This is a genomic window from Parazoarcus communis (genome assembly GCF_003111665.1).
Taxonomy (GTDB): Bacteria; Pseudomonadota; Gammaproteobacteria; order Burkholderiales; family Rhodocyclaceae; genus Parazoarcus; species Parazoarcus communis_B.
Genome location: NZ_CP022188.1, coordinates 3,689,489 through 3,709,599, shown reverse-complemented (window position 1 = coordinate 3,709,599; position 20,111 = coordinate 3,689,489). Strand labels below are relative to the sequence as shown.

The 20,111-nt window shown below is 60.9% G+C and carries 23 protein-coding genes; 4 read left to right on the top strand and 19 right to left on the bottom strand.

Annotation, left to right across the window (positions count from 1 at the left end; translation table 11 throughout):
- Positions 1-31: 31 nt before the first annotated feature.
- From CEW87_RS16940 to rpoE, 6 genes are read right to left on the bottom strand one after another with little or no spacing between them, the layout of a single operon-like run.
- Complete coding sequence (locus CEW87_RS16940) at positions 32-289, bottom strand: glutaredoxin family protein (RefSeq protein ID WP_108974870.1); 258 nt, start codon at positions 287-289, stop codon at positions 32-34.
- Entirely contained in the window at positions 289-1,698 is a 1,410-nt protein-coding gene (locus CEW87_RS16935; RefSeq protein ID WP_108974868.1) for a DegQ family serine endoprotease, read from the bottom strand. The genes CEW87_RS16940 and CEW87_RS16935 overlap by 1 nt, the downstream gene beginning before the upstream one ends.
- Entirely contained in the window at positions 1,695-2,162 is a 468-nt protein-coding gene (locus tag CEW87_RS16930) for a SoxR reducing system RseC family protein (protein WP_108974866.1), read from the bottom strand. Before CEW87_RS16930 ends, CEW87_RS16935 begins: the two co-directional genes overlap by 4 nt.
- Positions 2,159-3,127 carry a MucB/RseB C-terminal domain-containing protein gene (locus CEW87_RS16925; protein WP_108974864.1) on the bottom strand — a complete coding sequence of 323 codons (969 nt, stop codon included), beginning with the start codon at positions 3,125-3,127 and terminating at the stop codon, positions 2,159-2,161. The genes CEW87_RS16930 and CEW87_RS16925 overlap by 4 nt, the downstream gene beginning before the upstream one ends.
- Positions 3,124-3,666, bottom strand: coding sequence for a sigma-E factor negative regulatory protein (locus CEW87_RS16920; protein ID WP_108974862.1), 543 nt, complete (start codon positions 3,664-3,666; stop codon positions 3,124-3,126). Before CEW87_RS16920 ends, CEW87_RS16925 begins: the two co-directional genes overlap by 4 nt.
- Before the next feature lie 9 nt (positions 3,667-3,675).
- The gene (gene rpoE, locus CEW87_RS16915; RefSeq protein WP_108974860.1) at positions 3,676-4,275 is read right to left on the bottom strand and encodes an RNA polymerase sigma factor RpoE; all 600 of its coding nucleotides are present in this window, start codon (positions 4,273-4,275) and stop codon (positions 3,676-3,678) included.
- Between the two features lie 257 nt (positions 4,276-4,532).
- Between rpoE and nadB the strand changes: the two genes are divergently transcribed.
- On the top strand, positions 4,533-6,122 hold the full coding sequence (nadB, locus tag CEW87_RS16910; protein ID WP_108977310.1) for an L-aspartate oxidase: 1,590 nt from the start codon (positions 4,533-4,535) through the stop codon (positions 6,120-6,122).
- Here the strand turns inward: nadB and CEW87_RS16905 are convergent.
- The 9 genes from CEW87_RS16905 to CEW87_RS16865 form a co-directional block, all read right to left on the bottom strand.
- Positions 6,112-6,567, bottom strand: coding sequence for a protein YgfX (locus CEW87_RS16905; RefSeq protein WP_159098198.1), 456 nt, complete (start codon positions 6,565-6,567; stop codon positions 6,112-6,114). The two genes, nadB and CEW87_RS16905, sit on opposite strands and share 11 nt — an antisense overlap.
- Before the next feature lie 22 nt (positions 6,568-6,589).
- Positions 6,590-7,825, bottom strand: a complete 1,236-nt coding sequence (gene fabF / locus CEW87_RS16900) for a beta-ketoacyl-ACP synthase II (protein WP_108977308.1) — start codon at positions 7,823-7,825, stop codon at positions 6,590-6,592.
- A gap of 80 nt (positions 7,826-7,905) precedes the next feature.
- A complete protein-coding gene (gene acpP, locus CEW87_RS16895; RefSeq protein ID WP_108951194.1) occupies positions 7,906-8,145 on the bottom strand; it encodes an acyl carrier protein in 240 nt (79 codons plus the stop codon).
- A 91-nt stretch (positions 8,146-8,236) separates the two neighbouring features.
- On the bottom strand, positions 8,237-8,986 hold the full coding sequence (gene fabG / locus CEW87_RS16890; protein WP_108974856.1) for a 3-oxoacyl-ACP reductase FabG: 750 nt from the start codon (positions 8,984-8,986) through the stop codon (positions 8,237-8,239).
- A complete protein-coding gene (fabD, locus tag CEW87_RS16885; RefSeq protein ID WP_108974854.1) occupies positions 8,983-9,918 on the bottom strand; it encodes an ACP S-malonyltransferase in 936 nt (311 codons plus the stop codon). The genes fabG and fabD overlap by 4 nt, the downstream gene beginning before the upstream one ends.
- Before the next feature lie 28 nt (positions 9,919-9,946).
- A complete protein-coding gene (locus CEW87_RS16880) occupies positions 9,947-10,912 on the bottom strand; it encodes a beta-ketoacyl-ACP synthase III (RefSeq protein ID WP_108974853.1) in 966 nt (321 codons plus the stop codon).
- Positions 10,909-11,925: a phosphate acyltransferase PlsX gene (plsX, locus tag CEW87_RS16875; protein WP_108974851.1), complete on the bottom strand. Its 1,017-nt coding sequence runs from the start codon at positions 11,923-11,925 to the stop codon at positions 10,909-10,911. The genes CEW87_RS16880 and plsX overlap by 4 nt, the downstream gene beginning before the upstream one ends.
- Before the next feature lie 91 nt (positions 11,926-12,016).
- Positions 12,017-12,196 carry a 50S ribosomal protein L32 gene (gene rpmF / locus CEW87_RS16870; protein WP_108948205.1) on the bottom strand — a complete coding sequence of 60 codons (180 nt, stop codon included), beginning with the start codon at positions 12,194-12,196 and terminating at the stop codon, positions 12,017-12,019.
- A gap of 37 nt (positions 12,197-12,233) precedes the next feature.
- A complete protein-coding gene (locus tag CEW87_RS16865) occupies positions 12,234-12,659 on the bottom strand; it encodes a YceD family protein (protein ID WP_332871686.1) in 426 nt (141 codons plus the stop codon).
- Positions 12,660-12,825: 166 nt separating this feature from the next.
- Here CEW87_RS16865 and CEW87_RS16860 point away from each other — a divergent pair, with 166 nt between their 5' ends.
- Positions 12,826-13,401: a Maf family protein gene (locus tag CEW87_RS16860; RefSeq protein ID WP_108974847.1), complete on the top strand. Its 576-nt coding sequence runs from the start codon at positions 12,826-12,828 to the stop codon at positions 13,399-13,401.
- Positions 13,398-14,126, top strand: coding sequence for an SAM-dependent methyltransferase (locus CEW87_RS16855; RefSeq protein WP_108974845.1), 729 nt, complete (start codon positions 13,398-13,400; stop codon positions 14,124-14,126). The genes CEW87_RS16860 and CEW87_RS16855 overlap by 4 nt, the downstream gene beginning before the upstream one ends.
- Before the next feature lie 21 nt (positions 14,127-14,147).
- On the opposite strand, the gene CEW87_RS16850 is transcribed toward CEW87_RS16855, so the two are convergent.
- From CEW87_RS16850 to CEW87_RS16840, 3 genes are read right to left on the bottom strand one after another with little or no spacing between them, the layout of a single operon-like run.
- On the bottom strand, positions 14,148-14,516 hold the full coding sequence (locus tag CEW87_RS16850) for a Rieske (2Fe-2S) protein (protein WP_108974843.1): 369 nt from the start codon (positions 14,514-14,516) through the stop codon (positions 14,148-14,150).
- Positions 14,495-15,151: an HAD-IA family hydrolase gene (locus CEW87_RS16845; RefSeq protein WP_108974841.1), complete on the bottom strand. Its 657-nt coding sequence runs from the start codon at positions 15,149-15,151 to the stop codon at positions 14,495-14,497. Before CEW87_RS16845 ends, CEW87_RS16850 begins: the two co-directional genes overlap by 22 nt.
- On the bottom strand, positions 15,144-16,103 hold the full coding sequence (locus CEW87_RS16840; RefSeq protein WP_108977306.1) for an RluA family pseudouridine synthase: 960 nt from the start codon (positions 16,101-16,103) through the stop codon (positions 15,144-15,146). The genes CEW87_RS16845 and CEW87_RS16840 overlap by 8 nt, the downstream gene beginning before the upstream one ends.
- A gap of 414 nt (positions 16,104-16,517) precedes the next feature.
- Here CEW87_RS16840 and CEW87_RS16830 point away from each other — a divergent pair, with 414 nt between their 5' ends.
- Positions 16,518-19,535 carry an Rne/Rng family ribonuclease gene (locus CEW87_RS16830; RefSeq protein ID WP_108974839.1) on the top strand — a complete coding sequence of 1,006 codons (3,018 nt, stop codon included), beginning with the start codon at positions 16,518-16,520 and terminating at the stop codon, positions 19,533-19,535.
- 104 nt (positions 19,536-19,639) lie between these two features.
- Here CEW87_RS16830 and CEW87_RS16825 read toward each other — a convergent pair whose 3' ends face one another.
- The gene (locus CEW87_RS16825; protein WP_108974837.1) at positions 19,640-20,110 is read right to left on the bottom strand and encodes a low molecular weight protein-tyrosine-phosphatase; all 471 of its coding nucleotides are present in this window, start codon (positions 20,108-20,110) and stop codon (positions 19,640-19,642) included.
- Position 20,111 lies beyond the last annotated feature (1 nt).

The following is a 20,111-nucleotide window of genomic DNA, read 5'->3' as shown; positions in this document are numbered from 1 at the left end:
TCGGCACCCGTTCTGGAATTGGTTGGCCTCGTCAAGCGTCGGATTCTAGCGGAAAAGCACCGCAATAGGCACGGACACCCGTTTCATCGAGATGGTAGTGGCAGAGTTCGTGCTCACCGTGGAGTACAACGGGGACAAGTTCGTCCCAACGAGCCTCGAGTTCGGGATGGAGGTCGACATCGATGACTTCCACCGTCCAGCCCAGTTCTGCTGCAATGGGTTTGAGGGCCGCGACCAGGTCGTGGCACAAATGGCACCACTCCCGGCTCAGTACGGTCAGCTCACGCATCACTTGCCGGCACGCAGACTGACGAAGGAGCTGGCCTCACCGCGCAGCACGAGCAGGCTCAACTGCTGCCCCTCCTTGAGTTCCGCAACGATGCGATCAAAAATTTCAGGCGCAGCGAGCGAGGTCTGTTTGCCACCCACGATGACGGCCAGCACGGTGTCGCCGACCTGAAGGGATGCACGGGCCGCTGGGCCTTCAGCGCGATCGACCATCAGGCCCTGTGCCGCAACCTGATCACGACCACGGATCATCGGCGGCTTGACCAGCACCAGGCCCAGCCGGTTTCCGGTGTTTGACGGCATGCTGGTCTTGCGCACACGGGGCGTCTGCGGATCACGCCATTCACCAAGCGTGACCTTCAGCTCCTTCGGTGTACCTTCGCGATACACCAGCATGTCTGCACGGGTACCGGGGCGGCGCGCGGCAACGATACGTGGGAGCTCACTCGACTTGTCTACGTCGCGGCGGTCGAATCTCACGATCACGTCGCCGCGCATCACCCCCGCCCTCGCAGCGGGGCTATCGGGTTCGACCGCACTGACGAGCGCACCGGATGCCTTCGGCAGACCAAAGCTCTCGGCCAGATCGACGGTAACCTCCTGGATGGCCACGCCGATTCGGCCGCGCTGAATGCGCCCGTGCGTGCGCAACTGCTGTTGCACATCCATAGCAACATCGATCGGAATCGCGAACGACAGCCCCATGAAACCGCCAGTACGACTGTAGATCTGGGAATTGATGCCGATCACCTCGCCCTTGAGGTTGAACAAGGGCCCACCAGAGTTACCCGGGTTGATCGCAACGTCGGTCTGAATGAAGGGAACGAAGTTCTCGTCGGGCAGACTGCGGTCCTTGGCGCTCACGATGCCGGCGGTGACCGTCTGATCAAAACCGAAGGGTGAGCCGATGGCCAGAACCCACTCTCCGACCTTGAGCCGATCCGGCTCGCCCAGGGTGACCTTTGGCAGGCCCTTGGCCTCGATCTGGATCAGCGCTACATCACTGCGTGCATCCGCCCCGATCACGCGGGCTCGATACTCCCGCTTGTCCGCCAGACGCACGAGGATTTCCTCGGCATCTTCGACGACGTGGGCGTTGGTCAGAATGAAACCGTCACTGCTGATGATGAAACCCGAGCCGAGCGACTCGTTGTCGGGTTCGCGCTGCGGGGTTCGCGGTTGGCGCGGCACGATCCGACGGAAAAAGTCGAACATCGGATCGCCCTCGTCCAGCTCGGGAAAAGCGCGCGCTTTCTGGGTCGTATTAGATATCGTGCTGATATTCACCACCGCCGTTCCCTGGCGTTCCACGAGCGCGGTGAAGTCCGGCAGATTGACGACTGCAAGCGCAGGTGCGGCAGGCACGCACAGAAGGAGTGCCAGCAGCGTAATACGAAGTATCCGGATCATGAGTGGTGAGCGTGACTGCAGGCGGTCAGGTCGCGGGACAAAGTCATTCTCAGGCCACCTCGCCAGTTACGACTGCGCGCCAGAAGGCGGTTGATGAATACGGCAAGCCCCAGCCCGCAGAGCACGCCCAGGCCAGCCCCGAGGTCGGCCTGACCTGCGTCGGAAAAAAGGCTTCCGGCTGCCGCACCACCGAGCATCAGCAGGACCGCAAGCCCATAACTGAGCAGTGCGGCCCGCAATGGTGCACCGTCGGGGATCGTGATCCTGACCCGCTCGCCGGGATGCAATCCAAGGGGGTCGTCGAGGGTAAATACCTGATTCGGGGAACCGAAGGTATCCGTGATTCGCATCGAGCGGCAGCCGCCAGGCTCGTCACAGCGCCCGCATCCACCCTGCTTCTCACTCAGGCGAACCCAGGCCGTGCCCCCATCGACGCGAACGACTTCTGCAGGCGCCTCGATCATCGCGACACCGCTTCGATGCCCTCGGCCAGTCGCTGCACTGCGCGGGCCGGTACCTCGCCCAGCGCCGTCACGACGTGCGCGCCGACAGTGCGCTTGAATACGTTGATTGCCCCGCTCGACGACGCGCCGACATTGGCCGCGGCTTCAGGTCCGGTCGGCTCGATGAACACCGAGATGGCTGCGAGCCCGTCGCTGAAGACCATATGCACCGCATCGCCCCGGTCAGCACCGAGTGAACGCCGCACCACCGAATTGAGCGAAAAACCGGTGATCGGCGTACGCAGTTGCCAACCGGCGTCAGCCTTGCTGATCTCGTCGCCGCGCACACTGACCACACGCCAGCCCTCACCCTGACTGAAGCGCGGCTTGAGCAGCGCGCCATCCACGTCCCCGCCGATACGAAGATCGCTGAACGTGAACTGCTCGATCATTTCGCCGCGCGCGTCCACCATTCGTGACTTGAGCAAAAGTCCGGTCTGCATTTCTGCCCACAATACGTGGCCATAACGCATGTCGTCCCTTGGCTCCAGAATGATGGACTGTGCTTCGTAACCGGCTACACGCCCACGTTCACCCTTGCGAATACGATAGCTTTCGGCAAGCCCGTTGAAAGAGGCCGGCAGACGCGCTGGAAAGACACGTCGGCCGCCGGGCTGATCGATGATGACCGTCCGCTGCTCGGGCAGCACGCAGCGCACTTCGCCTGCACTGCGAATGACCTCACGCGGACTGCCGTCGAGTACCTCTAGACGCTCGAACTCGCCTTCACCATTGGCGCGATGCGCAATCCGGGAGGTCTCGATCTGCTTGCCCGACTGGTAGGTGAAGGTACCAACGTAATTAAGGCGCTGGCTGGCTGTTGAAATCTTGCCCAGCCACGTCAGCGGGTCCGAAGGTGCTTCGGCACTGGCGACAGTCTGGAAGAACAGCGAACACAGGCCTACCGCAAAAAACCAGAACCTCATCGGGTGGTTTCCTCGGACTGTGCGGACACTGTCCTGACGTACTGCAGCGCGCTGGGCATCGGCCCCGCACCCGTGGAAGCCTGATGCACGAACAGGTACTCACGATGGCGGGTCTCTGCAGCCGCCGGCGCAGCCACCGAAACAGTCTGAACCGGCGCCATCGTAAGTACACGAGGCACGGCAGCAACCTGGGCAATGCCCGCATCGCCGGTGTACATGGTTGCCGCAACCAGCCCGACTGCAGCAACGCCCATCACCGAGGCCGCGATCGGCATCAGGGATTGCCACACCGCGCGGCGCGGCGCGTCAGCGGGCATCGCACGCGGCGCGAGCACGGTGGGCTCGTCATCAAGCCCCGCCATCACGCGGGCGACCATATCGGGTGCGCCCTGTTGTTCCCCGCGGATCACATCGCCGATCAGACAGTAAACATCCCAGTCCTTCTTCAGCGTGTCTTCGCGATTCAGACGGTCGACCATCAGGCGAACAGACTGATTATCAAGATCACCGTCCATCAGTGCAGAAAGTTTTTCATTCATGCCAGCCACCTACCAACGTTTGTCGTGAGCCGTATCGAGCAACGGCCGAAGTCGTTCAGCAATCGACTCCCGCGCACGGAAAATCCGGGAGCGAACCGTCCCGATGGGGCAGTCCATGATGTTGGCGATCTCTTCATAACTGAGCCCCTCAAGTTCGCGCAGCATGATCGCTGTTCGTAACTCTTCGGGCAGCCCGGCCATCGCCTCGTCCACCGTCTCGGCAATCTGCTTCGTCATCAACAAGCGCTCTGGCGTGTTGTTGTCACGAAGCTGATCACCATCCTCAAATGTCTCGGCATCTTCCGAATCGTACCCAGTAGACGTTGGCGCCCTGCGCCGCTGCGATACAAGGTAGTTTTTCGCGGTGTTGATACCGATTCTGTACAACCACGTATAAAAAGCACTTTCACCCCGGAACGAGCCCAAGGCACGATAAGCCTTGATGAATGTCTCCTGGGCCACATCTTCAACTTCGGCCGGATCACGAATCAGGCGCGACAGCAGGCGGTTCAGCTTTCGCTGGTATTTGCTTACCAGCAAGCCGAAGGCCTGTTTGTCGCCACGCTGTACGCGTTCGACCAGCTGCTGATCGATTTCACGATCGCTCATTGGGGGTCTGTTCTTCTTCGGAGAATGATTAATCTGCCAAAGTATAAGCGACCGCCCGCAGGCACAGCAAAATCAAGCTCTGTGGTTGAAGACCGGCAGCCGTAAAATTAGTTCAGAAGGTAACAGGGGTATCGGTTCCCTTACGCCATTCGATAGACATGAAAAGCGGCATCGGGCATGACGAAAGGCTCGCAGCCGCCCAGTCCCGTGGCTGCGTGATATATTCGGCAGCTTCACCCATTCGTTTGGCCGCCATCTTGCACAAACAGTACGACGTTCTCATTCTGGGGAGCGGCACCGCAGGTCAGTCGCTCGCACTGCGACTCGCCGACCGCCTGCGGGTTGCCATCGTCACAAAACGCGAGCTTGCCGACAGCGCAAGTGCCTGGGCGCAAGGCGGTATTGCTGCGGTGCTGGATACCACCGACAGCATCGAAGCGCACATCCAGGACACCTTCACTGCAGGCGCCGGCCTGTGCGACCCTGCCGCCACTCGGTTCGTTGTCGAACACGGCCGCAGGGCCATCGAGTGGCTGATCAATCGCGGGGTACCGTTTACACGGGAAGACCAGTCAGCCTTGGGCTACCACCTGACCCGCGAGGGCGGCCACTCACACCGGCGCATCATCCACGCCGCAGACGCGACCGGTGCAGCCGTTCAGGCCACACTGAGCGAAGAGGTTCGCGCCCATCCGAACATCGACATCTACGAGCACCACATCGCCATCGATCTCGTGCTCGGAGAGAAGATCGGTCGTCCCGACACCGGTTGTGTCGGTGCGTACGTGCTCGACATCCGTCAGGAGCATGTTGTCACGTTCAGCGCCCGCAGTACGGTGCTTGCGACCGGCGGCACCGGCAAGGTCTATCTCTACACCACCAACCCCGACGTTGCGACTGGTGACGGTGTTGCGATGGCCTGGCGTGCAGGATGCCGGGTCAGGAACATGGAGTTCATCCAGTTCCACCCGACCTGCCTCTACCACCCACAGGCAAAGTCCTTCCTGATCTCGGAAGCGGTCCGCGGCGAAGGTGGCCTGCTTCGCCTGCCTGATGGCACCCGCTTCATGCCTGAGCATGACCCTCGCGAAGAACTGGCGCCGCGGGACATCGTCGCGCGGGCAATCGACTTCGAGATGAAAAAGCGCGGCCTTGATTGCGTCTATCTGGACATCAGTCACAAGCCAGCAGACTGGCTGCGCAACCATTTTCCGAATATTCACGCGCGTTGCCTCGAACTTGGCATCGACATCACCCGTGAGCCAATTCCTGTCGTGCCCGCAGCACACTATTCCTGCGGCGGCATCGTCACCGACCTGTCGGCACGAACCGACGTGCAGGCGCTCTACGCCGTCGGAGAATCAGCCGGCACCGGCCTGCACGGCGCCAACCGTCTGGCGAGCAACTCCCTGCTTGAATGCCTGGTTTTTGGCGAAGCTGCGGCGCAGGACATTCTCGCCAACGCCAACAAGCCGATCTATCTGCTACCCGAATGGGATGAGAGCCGAGTAACGGACGCCGACGAGGAAGTCGTGATTTCGCACAACTGGGCGGAACTCCGCCGTGCAATGTGGGATTACGTGGGCATCGTACGCACAACCAAGCGCTTGCAGCGTGCGCAGCACCGGATTCGCCTGCTTGAGCGCGAAATTCACGAGTACTACTCGAACTTTCGCGTCTCCAATGACCTGATCGAACTCCGGAACCTGGTGGTAACTGCAGACCTGATTGTGCAGTGCGCACTGAAACGTAAGGAGAGCCGGGGTTTGCACCATTCCAGCGACTTCCCCGACACCCTTCCCCGCGCACGAGACACCGTACTGCGACCGCGAAAGCTCAAGCGCTAGGCGCCGCAGGCACAACGAGCGCACGATGGCGCAGCCAGATCTGCAGGCTGCGCCATTGATCCGGATGGAGATTCGATCTCACCAGCATCAGTCGCATCCGCCTGCGGCCCACCCTTCGTGTATCGGGCAACTCCAGCGTGAGCCAGGCCACACCCGAGAACACGACGAGATCCTGCCGCGTACGGGCAAATACGGGCGCGCCGTCGTCGCCGTGCTTCAGGATAACGGCGCCATCTGCCTGAAGGGCAAGAACGACACCTCGCTTGCTGAGTTCGCCACGCCAGGCAGCAAGCGCCGAGAGAAAAATCAGTCCGAAACCACCCGCAAGCAACCAGGTCGAGTGAGTGGCATGAAAAAGCGCCAGCCCCGCAGCACAATGTGTTACGAAAACTGACGCCAGTACGCCTCGAGAACTTCGGAGCGTCAAGGAGAGCGGAAACACCATGAGTGTCGCCGCCCACCCAGATTTATACCCTGCGGAACACCAGGGTTCCGTTCGTCCCGCCGAAACCGAAGTTGTTCTTCATTGCCACGTCGATTTTCATCGAACGTGCTTCGTTTGCGCAGTAATCCAGATCACACTCCGGGTCCTGCTCAAAGATGTTGATCGTCGGCGGCGAGATCTGATGATGCACTGCCAGCACGGTAAAGATCGACTCAAGGCCGCCCGCACCGCCAAGCAGATGCCCGGTCATCGACTTGGTGGAGTTCACCACCAGGCCCTTCGCAGCATCCACACCAAAAGCAAGCTTGATTGCCTCGGTTTCGTTCTTGTCGCCGAGCGGAGTCGACGTGCCATGTGCATTCAGGTAATCCACATCGCTGGCGTTGATGCCGGCATTTGCCAGTGCATTAACCATGCTGCGCCGCGGACCATCGGTGTCCGGTGCGGTCATGTGGTACGCATCACCACTCATGCCGAAGCCGGAAAGCTCCGCGTAAATCTTGGCACCACGCTTGACCGCGTGCTCATATTCTTCAAGCACGAGCACGCCCGCACCCTCGCCGAGCACGAAACCATCGCGACCCTTGTCCCAGGGACGGCTGGCCGTGGCGGGGTCGTCGTTGCGCGTCGACAGCGCCTTTGCTGACGCAAAGCCGCCGACAGCAAGTTCGGTTACCGTGGATTCCGCACCACCGCAAACCATCACGTCGGCATCACCATATTCGATCATGCGCGAGCTCAGGCCAATGGCGTGGAGCCCCGTGGTACATGCGGTCACGACCGCGATGTTCGGTCCTTTCATGCCAAACATGATCGACAGGTTGCCGGAGATCATGTTGATGATCGTGCCAGGAATGAAGAACGGCGAGATCTTGCGCGGACCACCGGCAACGAAGTCCGCATGGGTATCTTCGATCATCGGCAAGCCGCCGATGCCGGACCCGATATTGACGCCGATACGTTCGGCGTTTGCTGCTGTCACCTCGATTCCGGAATCCCGAATCGCCTGAATGCCGGCTGCCATGCCGTAATGGATGAAGACATCCATGCGGCGAGCTTCCTTGGCGGAAAGATAGGTGGTGACGTCAAAATCCTTGACTTCACCGGCAATGCGGGCCGAGAAGGCACTGGCATCGAAACGGGTGATAGGGCCGATGCCGCTCTTGCCGGCAATCAGGTTTTCCCAGGCTTCGGGAACGGTATTGCCGACCGGCGAGACGAGTCCCAGACCGGTGACGACGACTCTACGACGCGACACGGGCATCTCCGTAAGGAATCAAGGCGGAGGAATGAGGATCGATCCGGACACCGCCGCAGCGGCGTCCGGAAAGAAAGCAATTACTTCTTGAGGTGGGCGGTGACGTAGTCAATCGCCTGTTGAACGTTGGTGATCTTCTCGGCCTCTTCGTCCGGAATCTCGCACTCGAACTCTTCTTCCAGTGCCATGACCAGTTCCACGGTGTCCAGCGAATCTGCGCCGAGATCATCCACGAACGAAGATTCGTTCTTGATCTCCGATTCGTTTACGCCAAGTTGCTCAGCAACGATCTTTCTTACGCGCTGTTCGATGTTCTCCATGAACATACTCCTTCCCTGAAAGTGCAGGTGTGTTAGAAAAAAACCCGTGTATTCTACCAAAAAGGAACGCTTCCGCTATCGCGACAAGCGTTCACGACATGTACATTCCACCATTCACATGCAAGGTGGTGCCGGTCACGTAGGCCGCGGCCGGCGAAGCGAGGAAAACCACCGCCCCAGCAATCTCTTCGGGGCGTCCGAGACGGCCCAGTGCGATGTTGCCGAGCAGCGCGTCGCGCGCTGCATCCGGCATTGCGCGCGTCATGTCCGTATCGATGAATCCGGGCGCCACACAATTGACCGTGATGTTACGGCTGCCGAGCTCACGCGCCAGCGCGCGGCTCATGCCAGCCACACCGGCCTTGGCAGCCGCATAGTTTGCCTGACCCGGGTTCCCGGCACTCGCAACCACCGAGGTGATATTGATGATGCGGCCCGTGCGGGCCTTCATCATGCCGCGCATGACCAGTCGCGACATCCGGAACACCGCTTTGAGGTTGGTGTCGATGACGCCATCCCACTCCTCGTCCTTCATGCGCATTGCGAGGTTGTCGCGGGTAATGCCGGCGTTGTTCACCAGAATGCCAACGGCACCGAAGCGCTTCTCGATATCGCCGACGACTGCCTCGCAGGCTGCAGCGTCGGTGACGTTGAGCACCAGCCCCGCGCCGTTGAATCCGGCCTCAGCGATTGCCGCTGCGATCTCGGCTGCGCCGTTCTCCGACGTTGCCGTACCGACCACGGTCGCACCGAGGCGACCCAGTTCCATCGCAACCGCACGGCCGATGCCGCGCGATGCGCCAGTTACCAGCGCGACCTGACCTTCAAGCGAAAAACTCATGCTGACCTCACTGTGGCAATCATCTGCTCAAGACTGGCAGCATCATGAACCGAACCGCCCTCAACTTCCTTGGCAATACGCTTGGTCATGCCTGCAAGCACTTTACCCGGTCCGCACTCGATGATGTGCGACATACCACGGCCCGCCATCGACTGGATCGTTTCGATCCAGCGCACCGGCGAAAAGGCCTGCCGGACGAGCGCATCACGGATCTGATCCGGAGCGCTGCATACCGCAACATCGACATTATTGAGCACGTCGATTGACGGCGTCATGACATTGATCGTCTTAAGGCGCTCCGACAGGCGCTCTGCCGCGGGCCCCATCAAGGCGCAGTGAAAGGGCGCCGACACCGGCAACAGCATGGCACGTTTTGCACCGCGCGCCTTGGCGGCCTCAATCGCACGCTCTACCGCGGCCTTTGCTCCGGCAATCACGATCTGACCGGGGGCGTTCAGGTTTGCAGCCTCGACCACTTCGCCTTGCGCAGCCTCCTGACAGGCTTCGCGAACGGCATCAACTTCCAGGCCAAGCAAGGCAGCCATCGCCCCCTCACCGGCAGGAACAGCCTGCTGCATCGCCTGTGCGCGAAAGCGGACCAGCGGAACCGCATCGGCGAATGCCAGTGCGCCGGCAGCAACCAGCGCCGAATACTCACCAAGACTATGCCCTGCAACCATGGAGGGCTTCGGACCACCCGCGTCGAGCCACGCGCGATATGCGGCGACGCCGGCGGTAAGCATCAGCGGCTGAGTGTTAACCGTGAGCGACAAGCGCTCGGCCGGGCCTTCGCAAACCATCTGCCACAGATCCTCGCCAAGTGCCTCCGAGGCTTCGGCGAAGGTTTCGCGAATGATTGCAGACTCGCCGTACGCGGCCATCATGCCAACCGCCTGCGACCCCTGGCCAGGGAAAACCAGTGCAAATGCCATCATCTCTCCGTTTGAATGAGGGAAGGACTCAGAAATCGATCAGGGCCGCGCCCCAGGTGAAGCCGCCACCCACGCCTTCGATGACAATCCGATGCCCTCGCTGGATACGCCCGTCGCGCACCGCAATATCGAGCGCGAGCGGAATGGACGCGGCAGAGGTGTTTCCGTGCTGCTCAACCGTGGTGATCACCTTATCCATCGAAACCCCGAGACGCTTGGCGGTCGATTGAATGATCCGGATATTGGCCTGATGGGGAATCAGCCAGTCGACGCTTGCAACGTCGGCGCCGGCCATGTCGAGCACTTCGTGCGCAACGTCACCGAGCACCTTGACGGCGAACTTGAACACGGCCTGACCATCCATGCGCAGGAAGGGGTCGCCAATCACCTGGCCCGAGGCAACGCCGCCGGGTACGCAGAGAATCGGGTGGTGGCTACCATCGGCATGAAGCGCCGAGGCGACGATGCCGGGCCGCTCGGATGCCTCGAGCACGACTGCGCCGGCACCATCACCGAAAAGCACGCAGGTCCCACGATCGGACCAGTCCAGGATGCGGGAGAAGACTTCGGCACCGACGACCAGCGCACGCTTGTGACTTCCGGAACGAATAAACTTCTCGGCGACCGTCAGCGCATAGACGAATCCACTGCATACGGCCTGTACGTCGAACGCCGGGCCGCCATTGCGGATACCGAGTTTCGATTGCAGCAACGCTGCGGTGCTCGGAAAAATGTAGTCGGGCGTCGAGGTTGCAACGATGACGAGATCAATCTCGTCAGCTTCGCAGCCCGCAGCTTCGATCGCACGTTCGGATGCGACCAATGCGAGATCGCTGGAGCCGACGTCAGCGGTAGCAAGGTGCCGCGAGCGGATACCGGTGCGCGTCATCACCCACTCATCCGACGTATCGATCCCACGCCTTACGAGATCGTCATTGCTGACCGGTTCGCCGGGAAGAAAGCTTCCGGTGCCCGCAATCCTTGCATAGATCATGCTGCAGCCTCGCTCATGCTCGCCATTTTGCTGCTGATCCGTTCGATCAGCTGATTACCCGCCGCATCTGCTGCCCGTGCAATGGCCTGCTCAAAGGCAAAACCATCTGCGGAGCCGTGGCTTTTCACGACGACCCCACGCAAACCAAGCAGTACAGCGCCGTTGTAGCGCCTGTGATCCACCCGGTGCTTGAACTGCTTGAGCACCGGAAGCGCAACAAGTGCCATCACTTTCGTGAAAATATTGCGTCCGAACGCCTCGCGAAGGAAGGTAGACAGCATCTGGGCGAGACCTTCGGAGGTCTTGAGCGCAACGTTGCCGACAAAGCCGTCACAGACAACGACATCCGCGGAGCCCATGTAGATGTCGTTTCCTTCGACGTTGCCGCAGAAGTTCAACCCGCTTCCGCGCAGCAACTCGCCGGCCTGCTTGACGATTTCGTTGCCCTTGATCGCCTCTTCGCCGATGTTGAGCAAACCCACTTTCGGACGTTCGATGTGATCGACCGCGGCCACCAGCATCGACCCCATGATTCCGAACTGAAGGAGATGCTCGGCTGAGCAATCCACGTTCGCCCCCAGATCGAGCACGTAGGTATGCCCCTTCACTGCAGGCAGGATGGAGCAGATCGCGGGACGATCGATGCCGGGAAGGGTCTTCAGCACGAAACGGGAAATCGCCATCAGCGCGCCCGTATTGCCTGCGGAAATCGCTGCTGCTGCCTCACCGGCTTTCACCAGATCAACAGCAACGCGCATGGACGAATCCTTCTTGTTGCGCATGGCAATTGCAGGCGGCTCATCCATCCCGACAACTTCGGACGCATGGTGAACACGGACCCGGGAACCGAGGCCGGCCAGCGCGTCGCCAAGCAGAGGCGCCAGCACATCTTCGCGCCCAACCAGGATCGCGTTAACGGCAGGATGACTGCGCAGAAATGACAGCGCAGCAGGCACGGTCACGATCGGGCCGTGATCGCCACCCATGCAGTCGATTGCAACGGTGACACCCATCGGCTTCTCGCGTGATTCAGAATATGAGGATAAAAAAGGCGGCGCAGGCGCATTGCGCCATGCGCCGCCTCCTGTATTTCAGGACGCGGACTTATTCGCCCTTGGCCTTGGCAACCTTCTTGCCACGGTAGAAACCGTTCGGGCTGATGTGGTGACGCAGATGAACCTCACCCGTCGTGGCTTCAACAGCCAGAGCCGGCGCGGTCAGGAAATCGTGCGCACGATGCATGCCACGCTTGGACGGGGACTTCTTGTTCTGCTGGACAGCCATGAAAAACTCCTAATACAAAAACGTTACCTGATCCGGACTAGTTTTTAGCCCGCAGGCCTGACAGCACGGAAAAAGGCGATTCCTTTACTGCCCCGCCCTCAGGGCGAAGCGATCCACATTCATCATGCCGAGGCGCAAGCGGCAGGGCGAGAAGAATCTCGTCCTCGAGAAGCAAAAGCACATCAAGATCACCTTCGATCTCGATTGCATCGACCTCGTCGTCTTCCAGTTCTTCCTCGGGAATTTCCTGACCCGAACGAACCGGTTGCAACGCATTGCGTACCGACAGATCCCAACCAAGCCCACCGAGACATCGCTGACAACGCAACATCAGACTGCCGTCGATCGTCAGCGTAAGCCGGGGCTTGCGCATCGCATCCACGTCACCTTCAAGCTTGTAGCGAATCACACCGGACTGGTCCGTCAGGAGATCAGAAAGCCGCTCGAAAGCGGCAACCTTCACCTCGCCGGACAGCCTGCGCTGTTCGTACGCGAACTTGAATACATCCGGGATGTGCCCGAGTTTTGCGTCTTGGTTGGACATAAGCCGCGCATGATATTATTTTTTCCCGCTCGCTGTCAAAGCCCATCCACGCTTTGCGGCGAAAACATCGCTCAGCCTTGAACTCATGAAGATCGTACTCGCCTCAACCTCCCCTTATCGCAAGCAACTCCTCGAGCGTCTTCAGCTTCCATTCGAAACGGCACGCCCCGAAACCGACGAAACAGCACTTCCGGGCGAGGCCCCTGCTGCACTGGCCGAGCGGCTCGCCGTCGACAAGGCCAGAGCCATTGCCGACACGCTTGACGACGCGCTCGTGATTGGCAGTGACCAGGTCGCCTACATGGGCACCGAAATATTCGGCAAGCCAGGTACGGTCGAACGCGCAATCGCCCAACTTAGACGAATGAGTGGCCAGGAGGTCATCTTTCATACGGCCGTTGCACTTATCCACGCGTCCAGCAAGCGGGTGCAATGCGAAGGCGTCGTCACGCGCGTCCGTTTCCGCACCCTGAGCGATGACGAAATCTGTCGCTACGTTGACGCTGAAATGCCGCTCGATTGCGCCGGCAGCGCAAAATCGGAGGGACTCGGCATCAGTCTGCTCGATGCACTTGCGGGCGACGACCCGACTGCACTGATCGGACTTCCGCTGATCGCGCTCTCGCGCATGCTGCGCACCGAAGGCGTGCTGCTGCCATGAACACACCTGCTCGCGGCACACTTTTCCTCGTCCCGGTCAGTCTCGGTGATGCCACCTGGCCTTCATTTCTACCGGCCGACGTGCAGCAGTGCGCGGCCCGACTACAGCACTTCGTCGTCGAGAATGCGCGCGCCGCGCGTGCGCATCTGAAGCAGATCGACTTTCCCGGCGTACTGCGCGACACGGACATCAAGGAGCTACCGGACAAGGCCGACAACGCCGCACTTGACGCATTGCTCAGGCCCGCACTCGAAGGGCGCGACGTCGGACTGATGTCGGATGCCGGTTGCCCCGCCGTAGCCGACCCTGGCGCCAGACTGGTTGCACGCGCACACGTACTCGGAATCCGGGTCGCACCAATGGTTGGCCCCTCCTCCATCCTGCTTGGCCTGATGGGTTCAGGACTTAACGGTCAGAGTTTTGCCTTTCATGGCTACCTGCCCGTCCAGGAAAACGAACGCGACGTGAATCTTCGCACACTCGAAGAGGAGTCCCGCCGACTCGGCCGCACGCAGATCTTCATCGAAACGCCTTATCGCAACGACCGTATGCTCGACGCCCTGCTCAAGGTGTGTGGCGGCGAAACGCGACTCTGCATTGCCTGCGACCTGAGTACCGCGAACGAATACCTGGTAACGCGCACAATCAGCGCGTGGCGCAAGGCTGAACGTCCCTGCATCGCCAAGCGACCAGCGCTGTTCCTGCTGCTCGCCGGGGCTGCCTGAAGGCGAAGAACCTCCCCTGACTCAGGTCGACACGGGCCCCACATCAGAGAGCAGATAGACAAGGCCGTCTTCCTCCACAACCTTGAGCGCATGAAGTGAAGCCCCTTTACAGGGGCCCATCACACAACGCCCGTTGCGCGGATCATAGTGTGCGCCATGCACGGCACACATCAGAAGGTGCTGGGTCAGATCAAAAAACTTGCCCTCCATCCAGTCCAGCTCAACGGGTACGTGTGCGCAGCGGTTGAGATAGGCGTACACCCGGCCCCCGTACCGAACCACAAAGGCCGGACCGGCCAGATAACCTGTTCCAGGTGCCGTGAAACGAACTCCGTCACCTCCGTCCTGCAGCGCGTCAGCGCGGCAGATCAGATGTTTTTCCGCAGCCATGCATCGAGCTCGCGCGGCGTATCGACACAAGCAAGGGGTGACTCTGCGCGCAAGGCCTCCACCGGGTGTGCGCCAAAGCTGACGGCGAGGCCCGCCACACCTGCGTTCTTCGCCATCTGCAAATCGTGCGTTGTGTCACCGATCATCAGGGTGCGTTGTGGCGCAACGCCGAGCTCTTCCATCAGTTGCTCGAGCATCGCGGGATGAGGCTTTGAGAAGCACTCGTCGGCACAGCGTGTGCTGTGGAAGAACTTCCCGAGACCGGAATGCGCCAGCGCGCGATTCAGTCCGTTCCGGCTCTTTCCGGTCGCAACCGCAAGATAGCGTCCCTGCCCCACCAGCCACTCGATCGTGCCCGCCACCCCGGGAAACAGCGTCAGATCCTGATCTCCAGCCAGGTAGTGGTGGCGATAACGCTCAACCATACGCGGGTACTGCTCTTCAGCCAGTTCGGGCACCGCATGACGCAGCGCATCGCCGAGCCCGAGACCAATCACGTAGCGCGCGCGCTCTTCGCTGGGTTCAGGCAAACCAAGATCCCTGCACGCAGCCAGTATCGATCGCACAATGGCCGAGGCAGAATCCAGGACGGTACCGTCCCAGTCAAACACAACAAGATCAAAGCGTTCAGCCATTCTTTTCGGGCTCCCGTGCATCCAGTCGATCAATGAATTGCTGTAACTCCGGCGGTAGTGCCGCCTCAAGCACGAGCTGCTCACCCGTGAGCGGATGAACGAAACTCAGTTTCGCTGCGTGCAGGAACATGCGTTTCAGACCCTCACCTTCCAGCGCCTTGTTCAGCGCGAAATCGCCGTACTTGTCATCCCCGCACAACTGAAAGCCGAGGTGCGCAAGATGGACGCGGATCTGATGCGTTCTGCCGGTCTTGAGTTCGACCTCGAGCAGACTGAACCGCTTCCAGCGCCGCACCAGCCGGACGATGCTATGCGACGGCTTGCCCTCGGGGCTGACCCGAACCCGCCGCTCCCCCTCCGGGGTCAGATACTTGTACAGCGGCGCCTTGACGTGCTGAACGGGGTTGATCCAGCGTCCGGGCACCAGGGTCAGGTAACGCTTCTCCATTGCGCCTTCGCGCATCATGTCATGCAGCGCAGTCAGCGCAGAGCGCTTCTTGGCAACGATCAGCAGCCCGGACGTTTCGCGATCAAGGCGGTGCGCAAGCTCGAGCATCTTCAACTCGGGACGCTGAACCCGCAATTGCTCAATCACCCCGTGACTGATGCCGCTGCCGCCATGAACCGCCTTGCCGGAAGGCTTGTCGATGACAAGAAGCGCGTCGTCTTCATACACGACCGGCAACGCTTTCCCCGCCGGAGGTGGAACGGAACGCGCCGACTCGGAGATTCGCATCGGCGGAATGCGCACTTCGTCCCCCACCACCAGGCGGTAGGTCTGCTGCACACGCCCCCCATTCACCCGCACCTCTCCACTGCGCAAAATGCGGTAAACATGGCTTTTCGGCACGCCCTTTGCAATACGCAACAGGTAGTTATCGATGCGCTGACCAGCGGCAGCCTCATCAATCCTTTCGTGCCGAACCGCAATCGCTTTGCCTTGAGTCGTCATCCTGAAATATACTTCCCTGCGGTTGATTCCGGTTGCGGTCGGCATCCCCTCGCGCCACGAGGCGGTTGAGGATGAACGACGATGAGCCCGCACAAGCGCTCCCGGAAAACCGAAGCGTGCCACACGAAGCCCAAAAAGGCGCCGATGGTAACGCAATCGACAAACTTCGACACACCCATCCAGCCTCACGGTTGGATTTAGACGCGCAACACATACGCAGGATCAAATGCATTTGTCTGCTGATCCAAGGACACTGGCAGACAGATTCAAGAGAGTATCGACCAGCCGACCCATCACAGCCAATATTGACTACCGGATGAAAGTAGCCCTACCCAACTGCTCCTGACCCCGGAAAGCGCGATGGTGCGCGCCGTTCGTCCTGCCCGTGTGCATTGCGCGGGAGAACGATCCAAAATGAAGCGAATGCTCTTTAATGCGACGCAGGCAGAAGAACTGCGCGTCGCAATCGTTGACGGTCAGAAACTGATCGACCTCGACATCGAATCGGCCAACAAGGAAGAACGCAAGAGCAATATCTACAAGGCGGTCATCACTCGCCTCGAGCCCAGCCTCGAGGCCGCCTTTGTTGATTATGGCGCTGAGCGACATGGCTTCCTGCCCTTCAAGGAAATCTCGCGTTCCTATTTCCAGCCCGGCGTAGATGCCAGCAAGGCCAGCATCAAGGAAGCCCTGCGCGAAGGTCAGGAACTGATCGTTCAGGTCGAGAAGGACGAGCGCGGCAACAAGGGTGCAGCGCTCACCACCTATATCTCGCTGGCCGGCCGTTACCTCGTACTGATGCCGAACAACCCCCGCGGCGGTGGCGTATCGCGCCGTGTGGAGGGTGACGAGCGCGCTGAACTTCGCGAAGTCATGGATCAGCTCGAGAGCCCTGCGGGCATGAGCCTGATCGCGCGCACGGCAGCAATCGGTCGCGGCGCCGAAGAACTGCAGTGGGACCTTAACTACCTGCTGCAACTTTGGACTGCCATCGAAGGCGCAGCCCAGGGCCAGACCGGCGCGTTCCTGATCTATCAGGAAGGCAGCCTGGTGATTCGCGCCATTCGTGATTATTTCCAGCCCGACATCGGCGAGATCCTGATCGACACCGACGAAATCCATGAACAGGCTCACCAGTTCATGGCTCACGTCATGCCGGGCAACGTCAGCCGGATCAAGCGTTATAACGACGACGTTCCGCTGTTCTCGCGTTTCCAGATCGAACATCAGATCGAATCGGCTTACTCGCGCCAGGTCGGCCTGCCCTCCGGCGGTGCCGTGGTGATCGACCACACCGAGGCTCTGGTCTCGGTCGACGTCAACTCCGGTCGTGCGACCAAGGGTGCAGACATCGAGGAAACCGCGTTCCGCACAAACCTTGAAGCGGCCGACGAAATTGCGCGTCAGCTGCGCCTGCGCGACCTCGGTGGCCTGATCGTCATCGACTTCATCGACATGGAGTCGCAGAAGAACCAGCGCGAAGTCGAGAACCGCCTGCGCGACGCACTGCGCCACGACCGCGCCCGTGTCCAGACCGGCAAGATCAGTCGTTTCGGTCTGCTTGAGCTGTCGCGTCAGCGCCTGCGTCCGGCACTTGCCGAAACCAGCTACATCACCTGCCCGCGCTGCAATGGCACCGGCCACATCCGCAGCACCGAGTCGTCGGCATTGCACATCGTCCGCATCCTCGAAGAAGAGGCCATGAAGGACAATACCGGTGCAGTGCATCTGCAGGTGCCAGTCGATGTCGCTACCTTCCTGCTCAACGAGAAGCGGGTTGATATCGCACGCATCGAGTATCGCCACAAGGTTCAGCTGATCATCGTGCCGAACCGGCACATGGAAACGCCGGCGCACGAAATCGTCCGCTTGCGCCACGACCAGCTTAACCAGGAAGACATCGCGCTGGCCAGCTACCAGATGGTCCACCAGCCGACCGAAACCGAAATCGGCATGCCCGCCAAGGAAGGCGACAAGCCTGCGCGCCAGGAAGCTGCCGTGAAGGGCATCTCGCCCGCTCAGCCGGCGCCCGTTGTCGCACCGCGCGCTGAAGCCGCCCCTGTCGTAGCTGCTGCAGCACCCGCAAAGGGCTTGATTGCACGCTTCCTCGGCTGGTTGACGGGCGAGCCGACCCCGGCACCCACGCCGGCACCTGTCGCTGAAACGACGCCGAAGCGCGAATCGCGCGGTCGCGGCGAGCGCGGTGGCGAGCGCCGTGGTGGTCGCAATGGACGTCGTGACGGCCAACGCGGCGAACGCACAGAAGGCGAAGGCGGCAACACGCGTAACGGCGCCCGTGCCGAGAAAGCCGAGAACACGGAGCGCGAGAAGCCTCAACGCCAGACGCAAGAGCGTCAGGAACGTGGCGAGCGCACCGAACGTGGCGAACGCTCTGAAGAAGGCGGCCGCAGCCGTGGTCGCGGTCGTCAGCGTCAGCCGCGTCAGGACGACAATGCAAAGGCAGCAGAAGCGAGCACCGAGCAGATGGCCGATAACGCAGCCATCGTCGCTGCAGGCGCCGCAGAAGTGATTGTGACCGCAGCGCCTGCAGGCGAAGAAGGCGCACCCGAGAAGCGTCGTCGTCGCAGCAGGGGACGTCGTGACCGCCGCCCGGGTGAAAGCCAGGAAACGGTTGATCAGCAGGCAAATGCCGACAGCGATAGCTCCGCTTCCGAGAGCTCGACCGCAGCTGTGGCCACGGCGGCTGTTGCCGCGGCTACGGTCAGCGATGCAGCCCTTGAACAGACTGCCGCTGAGTTGCCTGTCGCTGTCTCCGAATCGGCGAGCCCGGTCGAAGTCTCGGTTAACGCCGAGCCGGCACCGATGCCGGTGCGCGCAGCTGCAACCGAGATGGCTCCCGTTGCTGCTGCAGCCGAAGTTGAGGTGCCAGCAATCGTGACAGCTGCAGCCGAAGTGCCTGCAGCTGAACCGGCTGTTGAAGCATCCAGCGCGGCCGAGGCACAAGAGCCCGCTACCGATCCGGTAAGGACCGAGATCGAGGCACCCGCCGCTATCGAAGCGCCGGTCGAGGCTGCCGCTGCAGCAGTTGAAACGACTGCTCCGGCAGCCCTTGAAGCAGTCGAAACGATCGCTGCTGAAGTGGCACCGGCTGCCGTCGAGGCAGAAGCTGCATCCGCAGCCGTCGAAGCTGAAACGGTCGTCGCGGCAGTCGAAGTCGAGTCCCCTGCTGTTGTCGAGGAAGTCGCTCCGGTTGCAGCAAGTGCGTCTGCACAGGCACCTGCAGCACTGGGCCCGATTGACCTTGCAGGCGTGCTCGAAGACGCTGGCCTGGTCATGATCGAAACCAGCCAGGACAAGAAGGTCAGCTTTGGCAACGGCGCACCGGAAGCGCCGCAGCAACTTGGCCGCAAGCCGCGTGCTGCAGTCGTCATCGCTGAAGAGCCCTTGCAGCAGGTAGAAACGCAGAAGTAATCACGTCAATGCCGCCCGACCGGGCGGCATGGTGTAGAAATGGCCGTCGGGGGACTCCCCTGCGGCCATTTTTTTCGCGTTGAGCGGAAGACCCCGAGAGTCGGTCAGCGGCCGTCCAGGGCGCCACCGAGCAGGCGATCGACGCCTTTCTCGCACAGATCCAGAACAAACTCGAAGCCGTTCACGCCGCCATAGTACGGGTCGGGCACCTCTTCCTCCCCAAGCTCGGGCGCAAACTCGAGAAACAGCGCGAGCTTGGGCTGATAGACCTCGGGGCAGTTGCGCACCATGTGCTCCAGATGCCCTCTGTCCATTGCCAGCAGCAGATCGAAGCGCTGAAAGTCAGTAATCTCGAGTTTGCGCGCGCGCAACGGCGAAAGATCGTAGCCGCGTTGCGCCGCAGCTTTCATGGCGCGTGGATCGGGCGGCTCTCCCGCGTGGTAGCCCTGCGTGCCTGCCGAGTCCACCTCGAAGTCGGACTCAAGCCCGGATGTTTCGATGAAGTGCCTGGCAATGCCCTCAGCGGTAGGCGAACGGCAGATATTTCCCGAACATACAAAAAGAATTCTCTTCATG